This window comes from Azospirillum sp. TSO35-2 (assembly GCF_003116095.1).
Taxonomy (GTDB): domain Bacteria; phylum Pseudomonadota; class Alphaproteobacteria; order Azospirillales; family Azospirillaceae; genus Azospirillum.
Map to the genome: position 1 here is coordinate 413631 of NZ_LGRA01000022.1, position 13901 is coordinate 427531.

At 70.1% G+C, this 13901-nt stretch carries 14 protein-coding genes; 7 read left to right on the plus strand and 7 right to left on the minus strand.

Annotated features, from left to right (window positions below):
* Window positions 1–11 precede the first annotated feature (11 nt).
* From TSO352_RS31765 to TSO352_RS31780, 4 genes are all read right to left on the minus strand, one after another.
* Window positions 12–1931, minus strand: a complete 1920-nt coding sequence (locus TSO352_RS31765) for a VWA domain-containing protein (RefSeq protein WP_109111265.1) — start codon at window positions 1929–1931, stop codon at window positions 12–14.
* A 7-nt stretch (window positions 1932–1938) separates the two neighbouring features.
* Window positions 1939–2784 (minus strand): AAA family ATPase, encoded by an 846-nt coding sequence (locus tag TSO352_RS31770; protein ID WP_109111266.1) that lies wholly within the window; start codon window positions 2782–2784, stop codon window positions 1939–1941.
* A 66-nt stretch (window positions 2785–2850) separates the two neighbouring features.
* Window positions 2851–4200, minus strand: coding sequence for a cbb3-type cytochrome c oxidase subunit I (locus TSO352_RS31775; RefSeq protein ID WP_109111267.1), 1350 nt, complete (start codon window positions 4198–4200; stop codon window positions 2851–2853).
* 13 nt (window positions 4201–4213) lie between these two features.
* Window positions 4214–4666, minus strand: a complete 453-nt coding sequence (locus TSO352_RS31780; RefSeq protein WP_109111268.1) for a cytochrome c — start codon at window positions 4664–4666, stop codon at window positions 4214–4216.
* Window positions 4667–4924: 258 nt separating this feature from the next.
* Between TSO352_RS31780 and TSO352_RS31785 the strand changes: the two genes are divergently transcribed.
* From TSO352_RS31785 to TSO352_RS31805, 6 genes are all read left to right on the plus strand, one after another.
* A complete protein-coding gene (locus TSO352_RS31785; RefSeq protein WP_109111269.1) occupies window positions 4925–5518 on the plus strand; it encodes a cytochrome c oxidase subunit 3 family protein in 594 nt (197 codons plus the stop codon).
* An 11-nt stretch (window positions 5519–5529) separates the two neighbouring features.
* Entirely contained in the window at window positions 5530–5874 is a 345-nt protein-coding gene (locus TSO352_RS31790) for a cytochrome C oxidase subunit IV family protein (protein ID WP_109111270.1), read from the plus strand.
* Window positions 5871–6026 (plus strand): hypothetical protein, encoded by a 156-nt coding sequence (locus tag TSO352_RS33700; RefSeq protein ID WP_199231798.1) that lies wholly within the window; start codon window positions 5871–5873, stop codon window positions 6024–6026. Before TSO352_RS31790 ends, TSO352_RS33700 begins: the two co-directional genes overlap by 4 nt.
* A gap of 205 nt (window positions 6027–6231) precedes the next feature.
* On the plus strand, window positions 6232–6897 hold the full coding sequence (locus TSO352_RS31795; RefSeq protein ID WP_247872576.1) for a response regulator transcription factor: 666 nt from the start codon (window positions 6232–6234) through the stop codon (window positions 6895–6897).
* Complete coding sequence (locus TSO352_RS31800; RefSeq protein WP_109111271.1) at window positions 6898–8844, plus strand: ATP-binding protein; 1947 nt, start codon at window positions 6898–6900, stop codon at window positions 8842–8844.
* Between the two features lie 163 nt (window positions 8845–9007).
* The gene (locus TSO352_RS31805) at window positions 9008–10279 is read left to right on the plus strand and encodes a hypothetical protein (RefSeq protein WP_109111272.1); all 1272 of its coding nucleotides are present in this window, start codon (window positions 9008–9010) and stop codon (window positions 10277–10279) included.
* Window positions 10280–10283: 4 nt separating this feature from the next.
* Here TSO352_RS31805 and TSO352_RS31810 read toward each other — a convergent pair whose 3' ends face one another.
* The gene (locus TSO352_RS31810) at window positions 10284–11060 is read right to left on the minus strand and encodes a YkgJ family cysteine cluster protein (RefSeq protein ID WP_109111273.1); all 777 of its coding nucleotides are present in this window, start codon (window positions 11058–11060) and stop codon (window positions 10284–10286) included.
* A gap of 36 nt (window positions 11061–11096) precedes the next feature.
* Complete coding sequence (locus TSO352_RS31815) at window positions 11097–11570, minus strand: YchJ family metal-binding protein (protein WP_109111274.1); 474 nt, start codon at window positions 11568–11570, stop codon at window positions 11097–11099.
* A gap of 254 nt (window positions 11571–11824) precedes the next feature.
* On the opposite strand from TSO352_RS31815, the gene TSO352_RS31820 reads away from it, so the two are divergent.
* On the plus strand, window positions 11825–13246 hold the full coding sequence (locus TSO352_RS31820; protein WP_247872577.1) for an HD-GYP domain-containing protein: 1422 nt from the start codon (window positions 11825–11827) through the stop codon (window positions 13244–13246).
* A gap of 10 nt (window positions 13247–13256) precedes the next feature.
* Here the strand turns inward: TSO352_RS31820 and TSO352_RS31825 are convergent, their stop codons facing one another.
* On the minus strand, window positions 13257–13898 hold the full coding sequence (locus TSO352_RS31825) for a TetR/AcrR family transcriptional regulator (RefSeq protein ID WP_247872578.1): 642 nt from the start codon (window positions 13896–13898) through the stop codon (window positions 13257–13259).
* Between the last annotated feature and the right edge of the window lie 3 nt (window positions 13899–13901).

The following is a 13901-nucleotide window of genomic DNA, read 5'->3' on the forward strand; positions in this document are numbered from 1 at the left end:
TCCTTGAGCGTTCAGCCGGTCAATTGGCGGTAGATGGCGGGAAGCGCCATCGGCAGGCGTGCGACATGCGGGAAGATGGCGTAGGCGCCGGGGCCGAAGATGTAGGGCAGGTAATCGCGCCCCTTCTCGTCGACCGTGACGCCGAACAGCTTCAATCCCGCCCGGCGCGCCTCCTGGACCGCCACCCGCGTGTCCTCGATGGCGTAGCGGCCTTCATAATGGTCGGTGTCGTTCGGCTTGCCGTCGGTGAGGACGAGCAGCAGCCGATGGCTGTGCGGACGGTCCTGCAGGCAGGCCGTCGCGTGGCGCAGGGCGGCCCCCATCCGCGTGTAGCTGCCGGGCTTGAGCGCCCGGATGCGGCGCACGGTCCGGGCGTCCAGACGCTCCTCGAAGCCCTTCACGGTGCGCAGATCCACCCGGTGGCGCCGATGCGAGGTGAAGGTGAGGATGGCGTGCTCGTCACCGCAGGCGGCCAGCCCATGGGTCAGCGCCAGCAGCGCCTCCTTCTCGACGTCGAGCACGCGCCGCTCCTCGATGAAGCTGTCGGTGGACAGCGACACGTCGACCAGCACGCACACCGACAGGTCGCGGGCGACGGTGCGCACCGCGGTGAAGACCCGCTCCGAGCCGACGCCGCCGGCACGCCGGTCGGCGATCGAGCGGACCAGGGCGGACAGGTCGAGGTCGTCGCCGTCGGGCTGGCCGGTCATCACCTGCCGGCGTGGCCGCATCGCCTCGAACTGGCGGCGCACCAGACGGATGCGGCGCATCGCGTCGTCGTCCGGCCGCCAGTCCTCGCCCTCCAGCGCGGCGGGCGCGACGATGACCCGGCAGTGGTTGGGCAAATAGCGGCGGCGCTTCCAATCCCACTCCGGGTAGGTGAGGTCGGCGCGGAGCGGTTCGGCATCGGCCTCGCCGGCCGGCAGGTCGAGATCGAGCTTGAGCCGGGTCGACGCCTTGCGGTCATGCTGGCCGAGCGTGATCTCGTCCAGGTCCTCGGCGGCCTTCTTCGCGCTCTCCTCGTCGTCGTCCTCGACCTTGCGGCTGAGATTGACCATCTCGGCCAGCCCGAGGATCTTCTCGAAGCGGTTCAGCATCAGCGGGTCTTCGCGACGGGTCTGGTCGCTGTCGCGGCGCGACGCCTTGCGGCGCTTGCCGTCGGCCTCGGCCGCGCCGCCACCCGGTTCGGCGCTGTCGGCGGGCGCCACCCCCGGCCGCGGCCGGGACAACTCGCCCCACAGGGGAACCGGCAGGAAGGTCCGGTAGCCCTGCGCCGCGTGGAAGCGGTCGAGCGGGGCCGCCGCGTCGCCGACGGCGGTCCACAGGGCGGGATCGGCGACGGCGTCGGCCCCGAGCAGCGCGCCGATGAGCGTCTCGACCGCCGCCTCCTGCCCGGTCAGGCGGCGCTTCGGCCGGACCAGGCGCAACGCGTCGCAGAGCCTGCGGTGCAGCGGCCGCAGGCCGGGCCACGCCGCCAGGGCGCGGTCGGTCGCCAGCCGGGCGGCGCGCAGGCGGGCCAGATCGGCTTGAAACGGGTCGGGCGGCACCGGTGCGGGTTCCGCGACGGGCGACGCCGCGAAGAAGGCGGCCAGCCATTCATAGAGCGCCGCGTTGAGGAGCGGGTCGGGGAACAGGTCGATGCGGTCCGGCAGTTGGAGGACGACGCCGTCGTAGCGGGCGCTCTCCAGCGTCTCGGTGCCGAGCCCGAGCCGTTGCTTCAGCCCAAGGCGGTGCTCCGAGGCCTCCGCCGCGGCCCCGGCGATGCGGACGGCACCCGGGCCGCCGAGCGCCCGGAACAGGACGCCCAGGCGGGTGCGCACGCCGTCCAGCCGGACCGCGGCGGCGGGGTGGCGCGGGTAGGACGCGGCGTTGCCGACAAGGCGGTGCCACAACGCGCCGACCAGTTCCTCGGGTTCCCAGACCGACGCCATGGCTCCCTCAGCCCAACGTGAAGTCGGCGGTCCTGAGCAGAGCCGCCTTCACCTCCGGGTCGTCGGTCAGCGGCTCGATCATGGACGCCAGGATGGCCTCGTCGCGCGACAGGCCGGAGCGGATCAATGCGGCGCAGTAGACCAGCAGGCGGGTCGACACGCCCTCCTCCAGATCCTGCCCCTTCAGCGCGCGCAACGCGTTGCCGAGCCGCACCAGGGGAGCGACGCGGTCGTGGTCCAGCCCGCTCTCCTGCGCGACGATCGCCGTCTCGACCTCCGGCTCCGGGAAGCCGAACTCGATGGCGACGAAGCGTTGGCGCGTGCTGGGTTTCAGCGACTTGAGGATGTTCTGGTAGCCGGGGTTGTAGGAGACGACCAGCATGAAGTCCGGCGGCGCTTCCAGCGTCTCGCCGGTGCGCTCCAGCGGCAGGATGCGGCGGTCGTCGGTCAGCGGGTGCAGCACGACGGTGACGTCCTTGCGCGCCTCCACCACCTCGTCGAGGTAGCAGATGGCGCCCTCGCGCACCGCGCGGGTCAGCGGGCCGTCGGTCCACACCGTGTCGCCGCCCTTCAGCAGATAACGCCCGGTCAGGTCGGCGGCGGTCAGGTCGTCGTGGCAGGACACGGTGTAGAGCGGCCGCCCGAGCTTGGCCGCCATATGGGCGACGAAGCGGGTCTTGCCGCAGCCGGTCGGCCCCTTCAGCAGCAGCGGCAGGCGATGGTCGTACGCGTGCTCGAACAGCGCGCACTCGTCACCGATCGGCTGGTAGAAGGGCAGCGACGCAACGTCGCTGTCGGCGGTACGGTCGATGTCGGCGGGCACGGCAGCCAGGGTGGCGGCGCTGCGGATCATGGCGGTTCTCCGGAAAGACGGACGGCCCCCCGCCCAAGGGACAGGGCGGGGGGCCGCAGGGGGAGCTTACTCGGCGGCCTGGAGGCCACCGGCGATGGCGACCGGACGTTCCTCGCGGGCCGGACCGAACACGGCGTAGAGGAAGACCAGCATGCCGACCACCACGGCGGCACCGCCGCCCAGGCGCAGCCAGTAGAACATGGCGATCTGCTCCTGCACCTCCATGTAGCCCATGCCCATCACGCGCTGCAGGTGGGTCTGCACGATGCCGGCGGCGGTGAGCGCGAAGGTCATGAAGGCCATGCCGCCGCTCATCAGCCAGAAGCTCCAGATGTTGAGGGTCTGGTTGTAGGGCTGCCGACCGCGCAGGTAGGGCATCGCGTAGGTGATGATGGCCAGGTTGATCATCGCATAGGCGCCGTAGAAGGCGAGGTGCCCGTGCGCCGCCGTCACCTGGGTGCCGTGGGTGTAGTAGTTGATCGGGGCCAGCGTGTGCAGGAAGCCCCACAGCCCGGCGCCGAAGAAGGCGAACACCGCGCAGCCCAGCGACCACAGCATCGCCGCCCGGTTCGGATGGCGCCGGCCGCTCCGCCACACCATCATGAAGGCGAAGACGACCATGGTGAAGAAGGGAGCGACTTCCAGCGTCGAGAACAGCGAACCGATCCACTGCCAGTAGCCGGGCGTGCCGATCCAGTAATAATGGTGGCCGGTGCCGAGGATGCCGCTGAACAGCGCCAGACCGACGATGGCGTACAGCCACTTCTCGACGACCTCACGATCGACGCCGGTCATCTTGATCATCAGGAAGGCAAGGATCGAGGCCAGCACCAGTTCCCACACGCCTTCGACCCACAGATGGACGACGTACCACCAGTACATCTTGTCCAGAGACAGGTTGGCCGGGTTGTAGAAGGAGAACAGGAAGAAGACCGCGATGCCCCACATGCCCACCAGCAGGATGTTGGTGATGACCGTGCGGCGGCCCTTCAGCACCGTCAGCGTGATGTTGTAGAGGAACATCAGCGCGACGACAACGATGGCGGCCTTGATCCACAGCGGCTGTTCCAGGAACTCCCGCCCTTCATGGATGCGGAAGACGTAGCCGACGACCGCGGCCAGCGCGCCGAAGACGAACAGGCCAAGCTGGACCAGCGCCAGTTTCGGACTGTGCAGCTCGGTTTCCGCCTCTTCCGGGATCAGGTAATAGGCGGCGCCGAAGAAGCCGATCAACAGCCAGACGATCAGGGCGTTGGTGTGGATCATGCGGATGATGTTGAACGGCAACAGCTCCGACAGGGTGTTGGGCAGCACGTAGACGACGCCGGCCAGCAACCCGACCAGCAACTGCACCCCGAACAGCCCCATGGCCGCCGCGAAGTAATAGAGAGCAACTTTTTGCGATTCGTACTTCATGACGAAATTCTCCTCAGCCCGACAGCTTGGGCGGCCAGTTCTGGGTGTTGATCCGGCTGGTCCATTCCAGGAAGGCGGCGAGATCCTCGACCTCCTTCTCGGAGAGATTGAACTGCGGCATCTGGCGCCGCCCCTCGATCCCCGACGGCTGCGCCGCCATCCAGGACTTCAGCGCCAGGACAGCGCCTTCCTTGTCCTTGTCACCGCCGTAGCGCAGCCACACATTGCCGAGTTCGGGGGCGAAATAGGCGCCCTCGCCCAGCAGCGTGTGGCAGTTGATGCAGGAATTCTTCTCCCACACATGCTTGCCGCGGGCGACGGCGTCGGTGAGCGTCGATTTGTCGGTGCTGGTGTTGACGATGTAATTGTGGCTGAGCGCCGTCAACGCGACGAATGTCGCGAAGAAGAACAGCGATCCGCCGTAGAAGATGTTGCGCGCGGCCGCCTTGGTGAAGCGTTCGGTCATCGCTCGGGATCCCTGGAAATCTCGAAGGTCGTTTCGAGGGGGGGTCGGTTCAGGAGGCGTTGGGGGCGCGGCGTCGGAGCCGGGCCTGAAGGCCGGACGCCGGGTGCCGCGGCGTCGTCCGCCATGGGTCGGACGAATAATTGACCGTGGAAGGAGGGCATTCCTTGACCACGGTCAAGCCGCCCCGACCGCCCCCGTCCTATCCTGCGGCCTTGGCGATGATGCGTCTGCAACGATGAGGAACGGACCGTGACGACCATGGACGTGACCACCCGGGAGATCGGGCCCGCCGTCGGGGAGCCGCCGAGCGGCCTCGACGCGCTGCCCGGCAACCTGATGATGTGGATCCTGATCTTCAGCGAGATGGCGGTGTTCGGCGCCGCCTTCGTGGGGCTGGCGATCGCGCGGGCGCTCGACCCGGTGACCTTCGCCGCCGGTCAGGCCCACCTGAATGGGACGCTGGGCGCCGTCAACACGATGGTGCTGGTGACCAGCGGCTATCTGGCCGCGCGCGGCGTCGCCGCCGGACGGCGCGGCGCGGTGCGGCAGGCGCGCTGGACCATGGTGGCGGCCGCCGGCATCGGGTCGATCTTCCTGGCGGTCAAGGCGACGGAATACGCCGCGACGCTGGGCGCCGGTTTGACGATCGACAGCAACAGCTTCTTCGCGCTCTATTTCCTGCTGACCGGCTTCCACGCCCTGCATGTGGTGCTGGGGATCGTCATCCTGCTGCTGGTCAGCCGGTCCGGCCGCGACACGCTGGTGGAGAATCTGGAGACCGGGGCCGCTTTCTGGCACATGGTCGATCTGGTCTGGGTCATCCTCTACCCGCTCATCTATCTGATCCGGTGAGGAGGCATCCGATGAAGACCCTGATCACGAGGACCTTGGGCAAGGGGATCGACCGGCTCACCCTGTCGTGGCTCCTGCTGCTGGCGCTGACGACCCTCACGCTGCTGTTCGCCCGCCATGGTGCCGCGGGGGCCGGTCCGGGGATCGCCGGGACCGCGCTGCTGCTGGCCCTGGCGGTGGCGAAGGGGCGGGAAATCCTGCTGCATTACCTGGAGCTGAGCCACGCCGGCCCCGGCTGGCGGGTGTTGCTGACCGGCTATCTGGTGGTGCTGTGCGGCGCCATCCTGCTGATCACCGCCGCCGGAACGCTGGGCTGGGTCGGGCCGGCGGGAAGCCTGCCGGGTGTTGCGCCATGACCGAGGCGAAGCTGGGGCTGATCATGACCGCGGTCGCGGTGGTTGGCGTCGCCGTGGCGCTGCACCGCCAGCGGGCGCTGAGCCGTGGCGGGCTGATGGCCGTCATCGGCGCCACCGCCGCCGTGTTCGCCGCGATGTTCTTCACGCAATAGCCTGCGGCGTGCGGGAGGTGCGACCGTCGCGCCTCCCATATCTTCGGTATTGTGGCGCAAGCTCCACCGTCGGTATCCTCAGCCGGTTTACCGACCAGCAGCATCGCAGCAGAGCCGAGGGCGCCCGACCGTGCCAACGCACACCGCAAAGACGCCGGCCGCACCCGTCCAGGCCGGACCATCAACGACGACCACGGCGACGACCATGGCGCCGGACCGCCGGATCCGGGTCATGCTGGTGGAGGACGACGCGCCGATCCGCGAGCGGATGGCGGCGATCCTGCGCGGCGCCGACGCGCTGGACCTGGTCGCCATCGCCGCGACGCTGGAACAGGCGCGCGAGCTGTGCGCGGTCCATGTCCCGACGGTGCTGGTCACCGACCTGAAGCTGCCCGACGGCAGCGGCCTCGACCTGATCCGCGACGTCCGCCGGCTGTTCCCGGCGATGGAGATCATGGTCGTCTCGGTGCTGGGGGACGAGCGCAGCGTGCTGGCCGCCATCGAGGCCGGGGCCGCCGGCTACATCCTGAAGGACTCGACCTCGGTCGATCTGGTCGGCTCGGTGCTCGACCTCGTCGCCGGGCTGTCGCCGATCTCGACCTCGATCGCCCGGACCATCGTCCGCCGGGTCCAGGGCACCCCGCCCGCCGCCAACGAACCGCCGCCGCCCGCCCTGACCGAGCGCGAGATCGACATCCTCTGGGGCATCGCCAAGGGCTTCACCTACGGCGACATCGCCGAACGGCTGGGCATCTCGCGCAACACGGTGATGACCCACATCAAGAACATCTACCGCAAGCTGGAGGTCAATTCGCGCGGCGAGGCGGTGTTCGCCGCCATCAACCACAAGATCATCAGCATAGGCGGCTGATTGGCCGCCATCCTGTCCTCCGCCGGCCAGCCGGCCGCGGCGCCGGCCAAAAAACATCCAGCCGACCGGCTGTGGTACGCGGTGCTGGCGGTGTCGCTCAGCGTGCCGGTGCTGGTCGCGCTGCTGATCTTCCGCCCGGTCCACCTGCCGCCGGCCGTGGTCCCGCTGTTCCTGCAGCAGGCGCTGCTGGCGGTGCCGGCGGCGGACGGCGCGGCGCCGGGCGACACGCCGGGGTGGCGTCCGGTGCTGCTGCCCTACCGTTGCCAGCCCGCCGACACGCCGAAGGACGACAGCCTGAACCGCTGCGCCGCAACCTTCCGGATCATCCATCGCCACGAGGTGGGTGATGAACAGGCCGGCGGCGGCCAGCTCCACTCGCTCTACATCCCGGCCTTCCAGGGCAGCCTGGCGGTGACGCTGAACGGCGTCGCGCTCGCCAGCAGCCTGTGGCATCAGTCGGCGGTGCAGATCTACTCCGTCGTGCCGATGCTGCTGCCCCTGCCGAGCCCGCTGCTGCACCCGGGCGACAACGTCATCGAGATTTCCCTGGCCCGGCGGCAGGGGATCGTCAACGGCTTCCTCGACCGCATCGCCATCGGCCCCGACACGCTGTTGAGGCCGGAGTATGACCGCCGTTTCTTCCTGGCCTCCACCCTGCCGCGGATGCTCGACGGCTGGCAGATCGCCATGGGCCTGTCGATGCTGGTGATCTGGCTGGCCCGCCCGAAGGAGCAGATCTTCCTGGCCTTCGGCGGCGTGCTGCTCTGCCACGCGCTGTCGTCGGCGCCGGCGATCCTGGGGGCTTCGGCGAACGAGACGCTTCTGCGCAGCGCCATCATGGCGCGGCTGATGGCCGGCAGCTTCATTCTGCCGATCTCCTGGCTGCTGGTGGGACAGCGGCCGTGGGTTCCGCTGTGGGTGTTCGTGCTGTTGCCGCTGGGACTGGTGTCCAGCTACCTCACCCTGCCCTTCGACCTGCACAACCGGCTTCTGTCGTTCGTGATCGTCCCGCTGATCCTGGGGATGATGATGACGGCGCTGGTCGTGGTGGTGCGCGCGGCGCTGACCCGACGCGATCTTGCGGCAACGCTGCTGGCTGGATCGGCGGCGGCGGCGGCGCTGCTGGCGGTTCACGACGCCCTGGTCGTGAACGACCTGCTGGGGGAGAACAGCCGGCTGCTGAGCGTCTACGCCAGCGTCTGCATCATGGCGACCGCCAGCGCGGTGCTGATCTGGCGGTTCGCCCGCACCATGAACGCGCTGGACCGCTTCGGCCTGCGGATGAAGGCGGAGGTCGCGGCGGCGGAGGAGGCGTTGCGCCTCAGCTTCGCCCGCGAGCAGGCGCAGACCCGCAACGCCATCCTGCAGGTGGAGCGCGTGCGGCTGATGAGCGACCTGCACGACGGCATCGCCGGACAACTGGTGTCCATCCTCGCCCTGTGCGAGTTGCGCGACAGCGGGTCCGACCCGGTGGCGCTGGCGGTGCGCGGCGCGCTGGCCGACCTGCGGCTGGTCGTCGCCTCGCTGGAGGATTCGGGCGACGACCTCGGCGTCATGCTGGCGATGTTCCGCGAGCGGATCGAACCGCAACTGGCGGCGCTGGGCATGCGGCTGACCTGGAGCATGGCGCCCCTGCCCGAGATCGCCGGGCTGCATCCGGGGGCGACGTTGAACATCTTCCGCATCCTGCAGGAGGCGGCGATCAACGCCGCCCGCCACAGCGGGTCGCCGGTGCTGGCGGTGAAGGCCGGGCCGTCGCCGCTGCCGGGTGGCGGCGCAAGGCTGACCGTGCAGGATCAGGGACACGGTGGGGTTGCACCCCGGCCCGGCAGCTACGGGCTGGCCAACATGCGGCGGCGGGCCGAAACGCTGGGCGCGACGCTGACCATCGACTCCGGCCCCGGCGGGACCACGGTCACCCTGGACCTGCCGACGCACCTGCCCTGAGACGGCGGGGCTCCCCCGGCCGGTGGGCGTGGAACCGTCTATTCCTCACACATTCGTGGGATGCCGCCGGCGAGCGGTCGCGGGTAGGTTCGTTTCGTACGGCGTGCTGGAACGCTGCGCGCCGCGAGACCGATTCGTTCCATCGGCCACCTGGAGGGCATCCATGGGAGCCTACAGCCACAGCCGGGACATCGCCCCGGCGCGGGCGCTCGACAGCAGCCATCGCCATTTGCAGTTGCGGGTTCCGGTGGCGCTGCATGGCACGCCGGACCGACGGCCCCGCGGCTGGCCCCTGCCCTACGCCGCGGTGCCGCCCACCGATCACCCGAACCGGCCCGATCCGGAACGGCGCCTGCGCGTCGGCTATGTCTGCGCCGATTTCCGCGCGCATCCGCTCGCCTGCTTCGCCGAACCGGTGCTGGCGGCGCACGACCGCGGCCGCTTCGAGGTCTACGGCTACGCCACCGGCCCTTTCACCGACGCGGTGACGCAGCGGCTGGCCGGCTTGGCCGACCATTGGCGCGAGGTCCATGGCATGACCCACGACGCGGTGGAGCGGCGCATCCGCCAGGACGGCATCGACATCCTGGTCGACATCGGTGGCCATGCGCTGGAAAGCGGGCGGCCGGTGTTCGCCCGCCGGCCGGCGCCGATCCAGGTGTCGTGGCTGGGGGCGCCGGACTCGGCGACGCCGTCGGCCATGGACCTGACCATCACCGATGGCGTGCTTTGCCCGGCCGGCGGCGACGGGCACGCCGGGACCGGGACCCTGCGGCTGCCGCGCGGTTTCCACTGCTACCACCCCCCGGAGGATGCCCCGGCGCTGACACCGCCGCCATGCGCGGCCAACGGCGCCGTCACCTTCGGCGCCTTCCTCCCCGCGGCGGCGATCGGACCTGCCGTGGTGGCGGCCTGGGCCGAGATCCTGCACCGGGTGCCGGGATCGCGGCTGCGGCTGCTGGCGGACGACATGGTCGGCCGGGGTGACAGCGACCGCTTCCGGAGCATGTTCGCCGGTGCCGGCATCGGCGCCGGACGGATCGACCGGCTGCCGCGCGGCGCGACGGTGGCGGACCGCCTGCGGGACTTCAACACGGTGGACATCGCGCTGGACAGCTTCCCCTACAACGGCACCGCGACCTGCGAGGCGCTGTGGATGGGGGTGCCGGTGGTGACGCTGGCCGGCGACCGGCCGGCCGGCCGGCTGTCCGCCAGCATCCTGCGTCAGGTCGGGTTGGACGAGTTCGTCGCCCGCGACATCGGCGACTATGTCGACCTCGCCTGCATCGTCGCCGCCGACCGCGACCTGGGCTGCCTGCGCGCCGACCTGCGCCGCCGCATCGCCGCCTCGACCCTGGGCGACGCCGCCGCCTTCACCCATGACCTGGAGGACGGCCTGCGCAGGGCGTGGCGGGACTGGTGCGCGGCGGCCTGATGCGTCAGCCCCCGGCTGTCCCGCCGCGCTGGACCAGGCTGTCCATCTCCTTCGCCCAGCCGCTGTAGTTGCGGTGGTAGTCGGCGAGCGCCGGGTCGTCGCGGGTGCGTTCGGCCAGCGCGTGGAACAGCGGTGCCTGCCCGGCGGCGATGGCGGCCGCGTCCGGGCGGCGGGTGGCGGTCAGGAAGGACGACAGGCTGGTGACCAGATTGCCGCCGGTCGGCTTCGCCGCCAGCTTCGCCAGCTCATCGGCGATCCAGGGCCGGTATTTCAGCAGGTAATCGGCATAGGTCCGCATCGTCGGCGCCTGTTCCAGCAGGGCGGCGCGCTCGGCGTTGAAGTCGGCCGGATCGAGGATGGCGTGGTCGCGGTAGACCTCCGGTGCGGCGGCCGAGCTGTCGCACAGCCAGCCCTTGCGCGGAATCAGCAGGTCGGCCTGATCGCGTTCCTCGCGGTAGGGGTAGAACGGCATGCTGCGGCAGCGCGACGGCTTGTCGGCGTGGATGCCGCAGAGCTGGTCGGGCTGCAATTCCGGGCAGGGATAGGACGGCGGCAGATAGGCGGTCGGCACGATCAGCACCGCCACCGTCTTGCGGGTGGGCAGCCGCAGGGTCGCCCCCAGCCGGGTGGCCAGCTCGTAGGAGCGGGCGTTGGTGCGCACCGGCGTCCACACCATCGCCAGCGGAAAGCGCCCGGCGTGGGCGACCGCATCGGCCAGGGTCAGCGGCAGCCAACCGTGGCAGCATTTGCCGCAGGCCGTGCAGGCGAAGCGGGCGGCCATGGCGATCCTCCGGAGGCTGTCGGGCGCCGCTGCGGGTCAGCGCCCGCAGCAGGCCTTGTGTTTGCGCCCCGATCCGCAGGGGCAAGGGTCGTTGCGGCCGATCTTCACCACCCGGCGCGGCGGATCCTTAGGGTTCACCACGCCGTCGACATAGAGCCACCACCCATCGTCCCGGCGGAAATTCGCGCGCTCGTGATGGCGCAGGTCCTCGCCGTCACGGCGGAACAGCAGGGAGAATTCCACGCTGCCGACGTCGCCGTCCTCCTGCGCCCTGATGACGGTCAGGCCCTTCCATTCGCACTCCTCGGCGACCCGCTCGGCCTCGGCCCGGTTGAAGTCGGCGCGGAGTTCCGGGGCGTGGCTGCGCTCGATGTGGTCGAGGTCGCGGCGCACGAAGGCGGTGTAGCGCGACCGCATCAGCGCCTCGGCGGTCGGCGCTGGCTCCCCGGCCAGGATGGGGCCGCAGCACTGGTCGAACGGACGGGTTGAGCCGCAGGGGCAAGCGGACATCGAAGACATTCCTTCCGGCACGAGACCGGTGGGACGGGTTGGACGCCCCACCGCAACGCCCCACCGTGGGGCCGGCCGCACTGTGCGGCGGCAAATCTTAACGCCGCCTGAACGGAACGGTTCCGGCGCCGGTCGTGGGCCGCCCCGCCGTGCCGCCTGCGGCGATCCGCCGATGCCCGGCCTCCCGCCCCGGTTGACCATTGCCGGCCGCGGCTGTCAAATGCGCGCGGACGGCCGGGCTTGAGGAGGATGGCATGGATCGGAATGGTGCGGGGATGACCGATCGGCCGCCGGAGCGCCCGGATCGCGCGTCGATCGCGTCGCATGTGTTCGGCCGCCTGTTCCTCGGCCGCGCATCCCTCGGCCGCCGCGGCGGCGGCCCGACGGCGACGCTGCCGACCGTCCGCTCCATCCTGCTGCGTCTGGCCGGCGTCGCGCTGTTCCTCGCCCTGCTGATCGGCGGCGTCGCCTTCCTGATCGAGGTCGAGATCGCCGACGAACGGGTGTCGGACCTGGCGAAGCGCGAATCCGCCGCCTTCCTGACCGACACGCGGGCGGCCCTATCGGCCGGGGCCGCGAACACCCAGCTGGACGATCTGCTGCACCGCTTCATGAGCAGCCGCGACGACGCCCGCACCGCCGGCCGCGACGGGCGGTTCATCGTCACCGAACTCTACGACGCCGGCCGTGCCAAGACGGCGGAGTATGTGGCGCCCGACGCCGAATGGGCCGAACAGCGGCTGTCGGCCAACCGCCACGGCTTCCCGCCGGTGGGGGATTTCCAGTACGACCGCTTCACGCTCGACGGCCGCATCTTCATCCAGACGATGGAACCGCTGGTGGATGGCGACGGCACGCTGCTCGGCTATTTCGAGAGCGTCTTCCAACTGTCGACCGAGCGGTCGCGCGAGATCCTGCTCGACACCATGACGGTGGTCGGCGTGTCCTCCCTGTCGGTGCTGGGAACGGCGCTGGTGCTGCTGCCGATCTTCGGCGCCTTCAACCGCGGTGTTCTGCGGCTGTCGCGCGGCCTGCTGGACGCCAACATCGACACGCTGACGGTGCTGGGCAGCGCCATCGCCAAGCGCGACAGCGACACCAACGCCCACAATTACCGGGTGACCATCCTGGCCATCCGGCTGGCCGAGGCGATGGAGCTGGAAGAGGACGCCATCCGCCGGCTGGTCAAGGGCGCCTTCCTGCACGACGTCGGCAAGATCGCCATCCCCGACCGCATCCTGCTGAAGCCCGGCAAGCTGGACGCCGACGAATTCTCCGTGATGAAGACCCACGTCGCCCATGGGCTGGACATCGTCGCGTCCTCGGTCTGGCTGACCGACGCGGCCGATGTGGTCGGCGGTCATCACGAGAAGTTCGACGGCTCCGGCTATCCGGTCGGGCTGGCCGGCGAGACGATTCCGGTCACCGCCCGCATCTTCGCCGTCGCCGACGTGTTCGACGCCCTGACCTCCCGCCGCCCCTACAAGGAGCCGATGTCCTTCGCCGTCGCCATGGACATTCTGCGTGCCGGTTCGGGCGGCCATTTCGACCCGGTGGTGCTGGCCCGCTTCACCGCCATCGCCGAAGGCCTGCACGCCCGACTGACCGCGCTGGGCGACGACGGCGTCGAGACCGAATTGCGCGGGCTGGTCGGCCGCTATTTCCAGTTGGCCTGACGGTGCGCCGTCACTGCCCGGCCGGCTGGATCCCGCGCAGGAACAGGTCGACCGCCTTGGCCACGAAGGCGTCGCGCTCCGCCTCCGTCGGCACCGGGCACAGGCCCAACTCCCGGGCGCAGTGGGCGCCGCCCTTCATCGTGGCCAGGAACTGGTTGGCGGCAAAGGCCGGGTCGTCGGTCACGATCAGGCCATGCTGCGCCATCCGCTCGAACAGCGCGGCGAGGGCGGCGATCGCCTTTTCCGGACCGGCCTGGAAGAACAGGCGGGCCACCTCCGGCATCCGCGCCGCCTCGCCGACCACCGACTGGTGGACGCGGATCGCCGGCTCCGACCAGATCAGGTCGATGAAGCGCGTTCCGATCCCGACCAGGACGTCGCGCACCGGAACACCGTCGAACATCTCCGGCCGGAACCGCATGCCGTACCGGTCGCATTCGGCCGAGATCACCGCGGTGTAGAGTTCTTCCTTGGACGGAAAGCGGGTGTAGAGCGTGGTCTTGGAAACCCGCGCCCGCTGCGCCACGAGGTCCATCGAGGCCGCGGCGTAGCCCAGTTCCAGAAAGACGTCGCGCGCGGCGAACAGGATCTGCTCGGCCTTGGCGTCGGGGGGAAGGGCCGGGTTGGAAAACTCGTGGTCCGTTGACTGCACTGA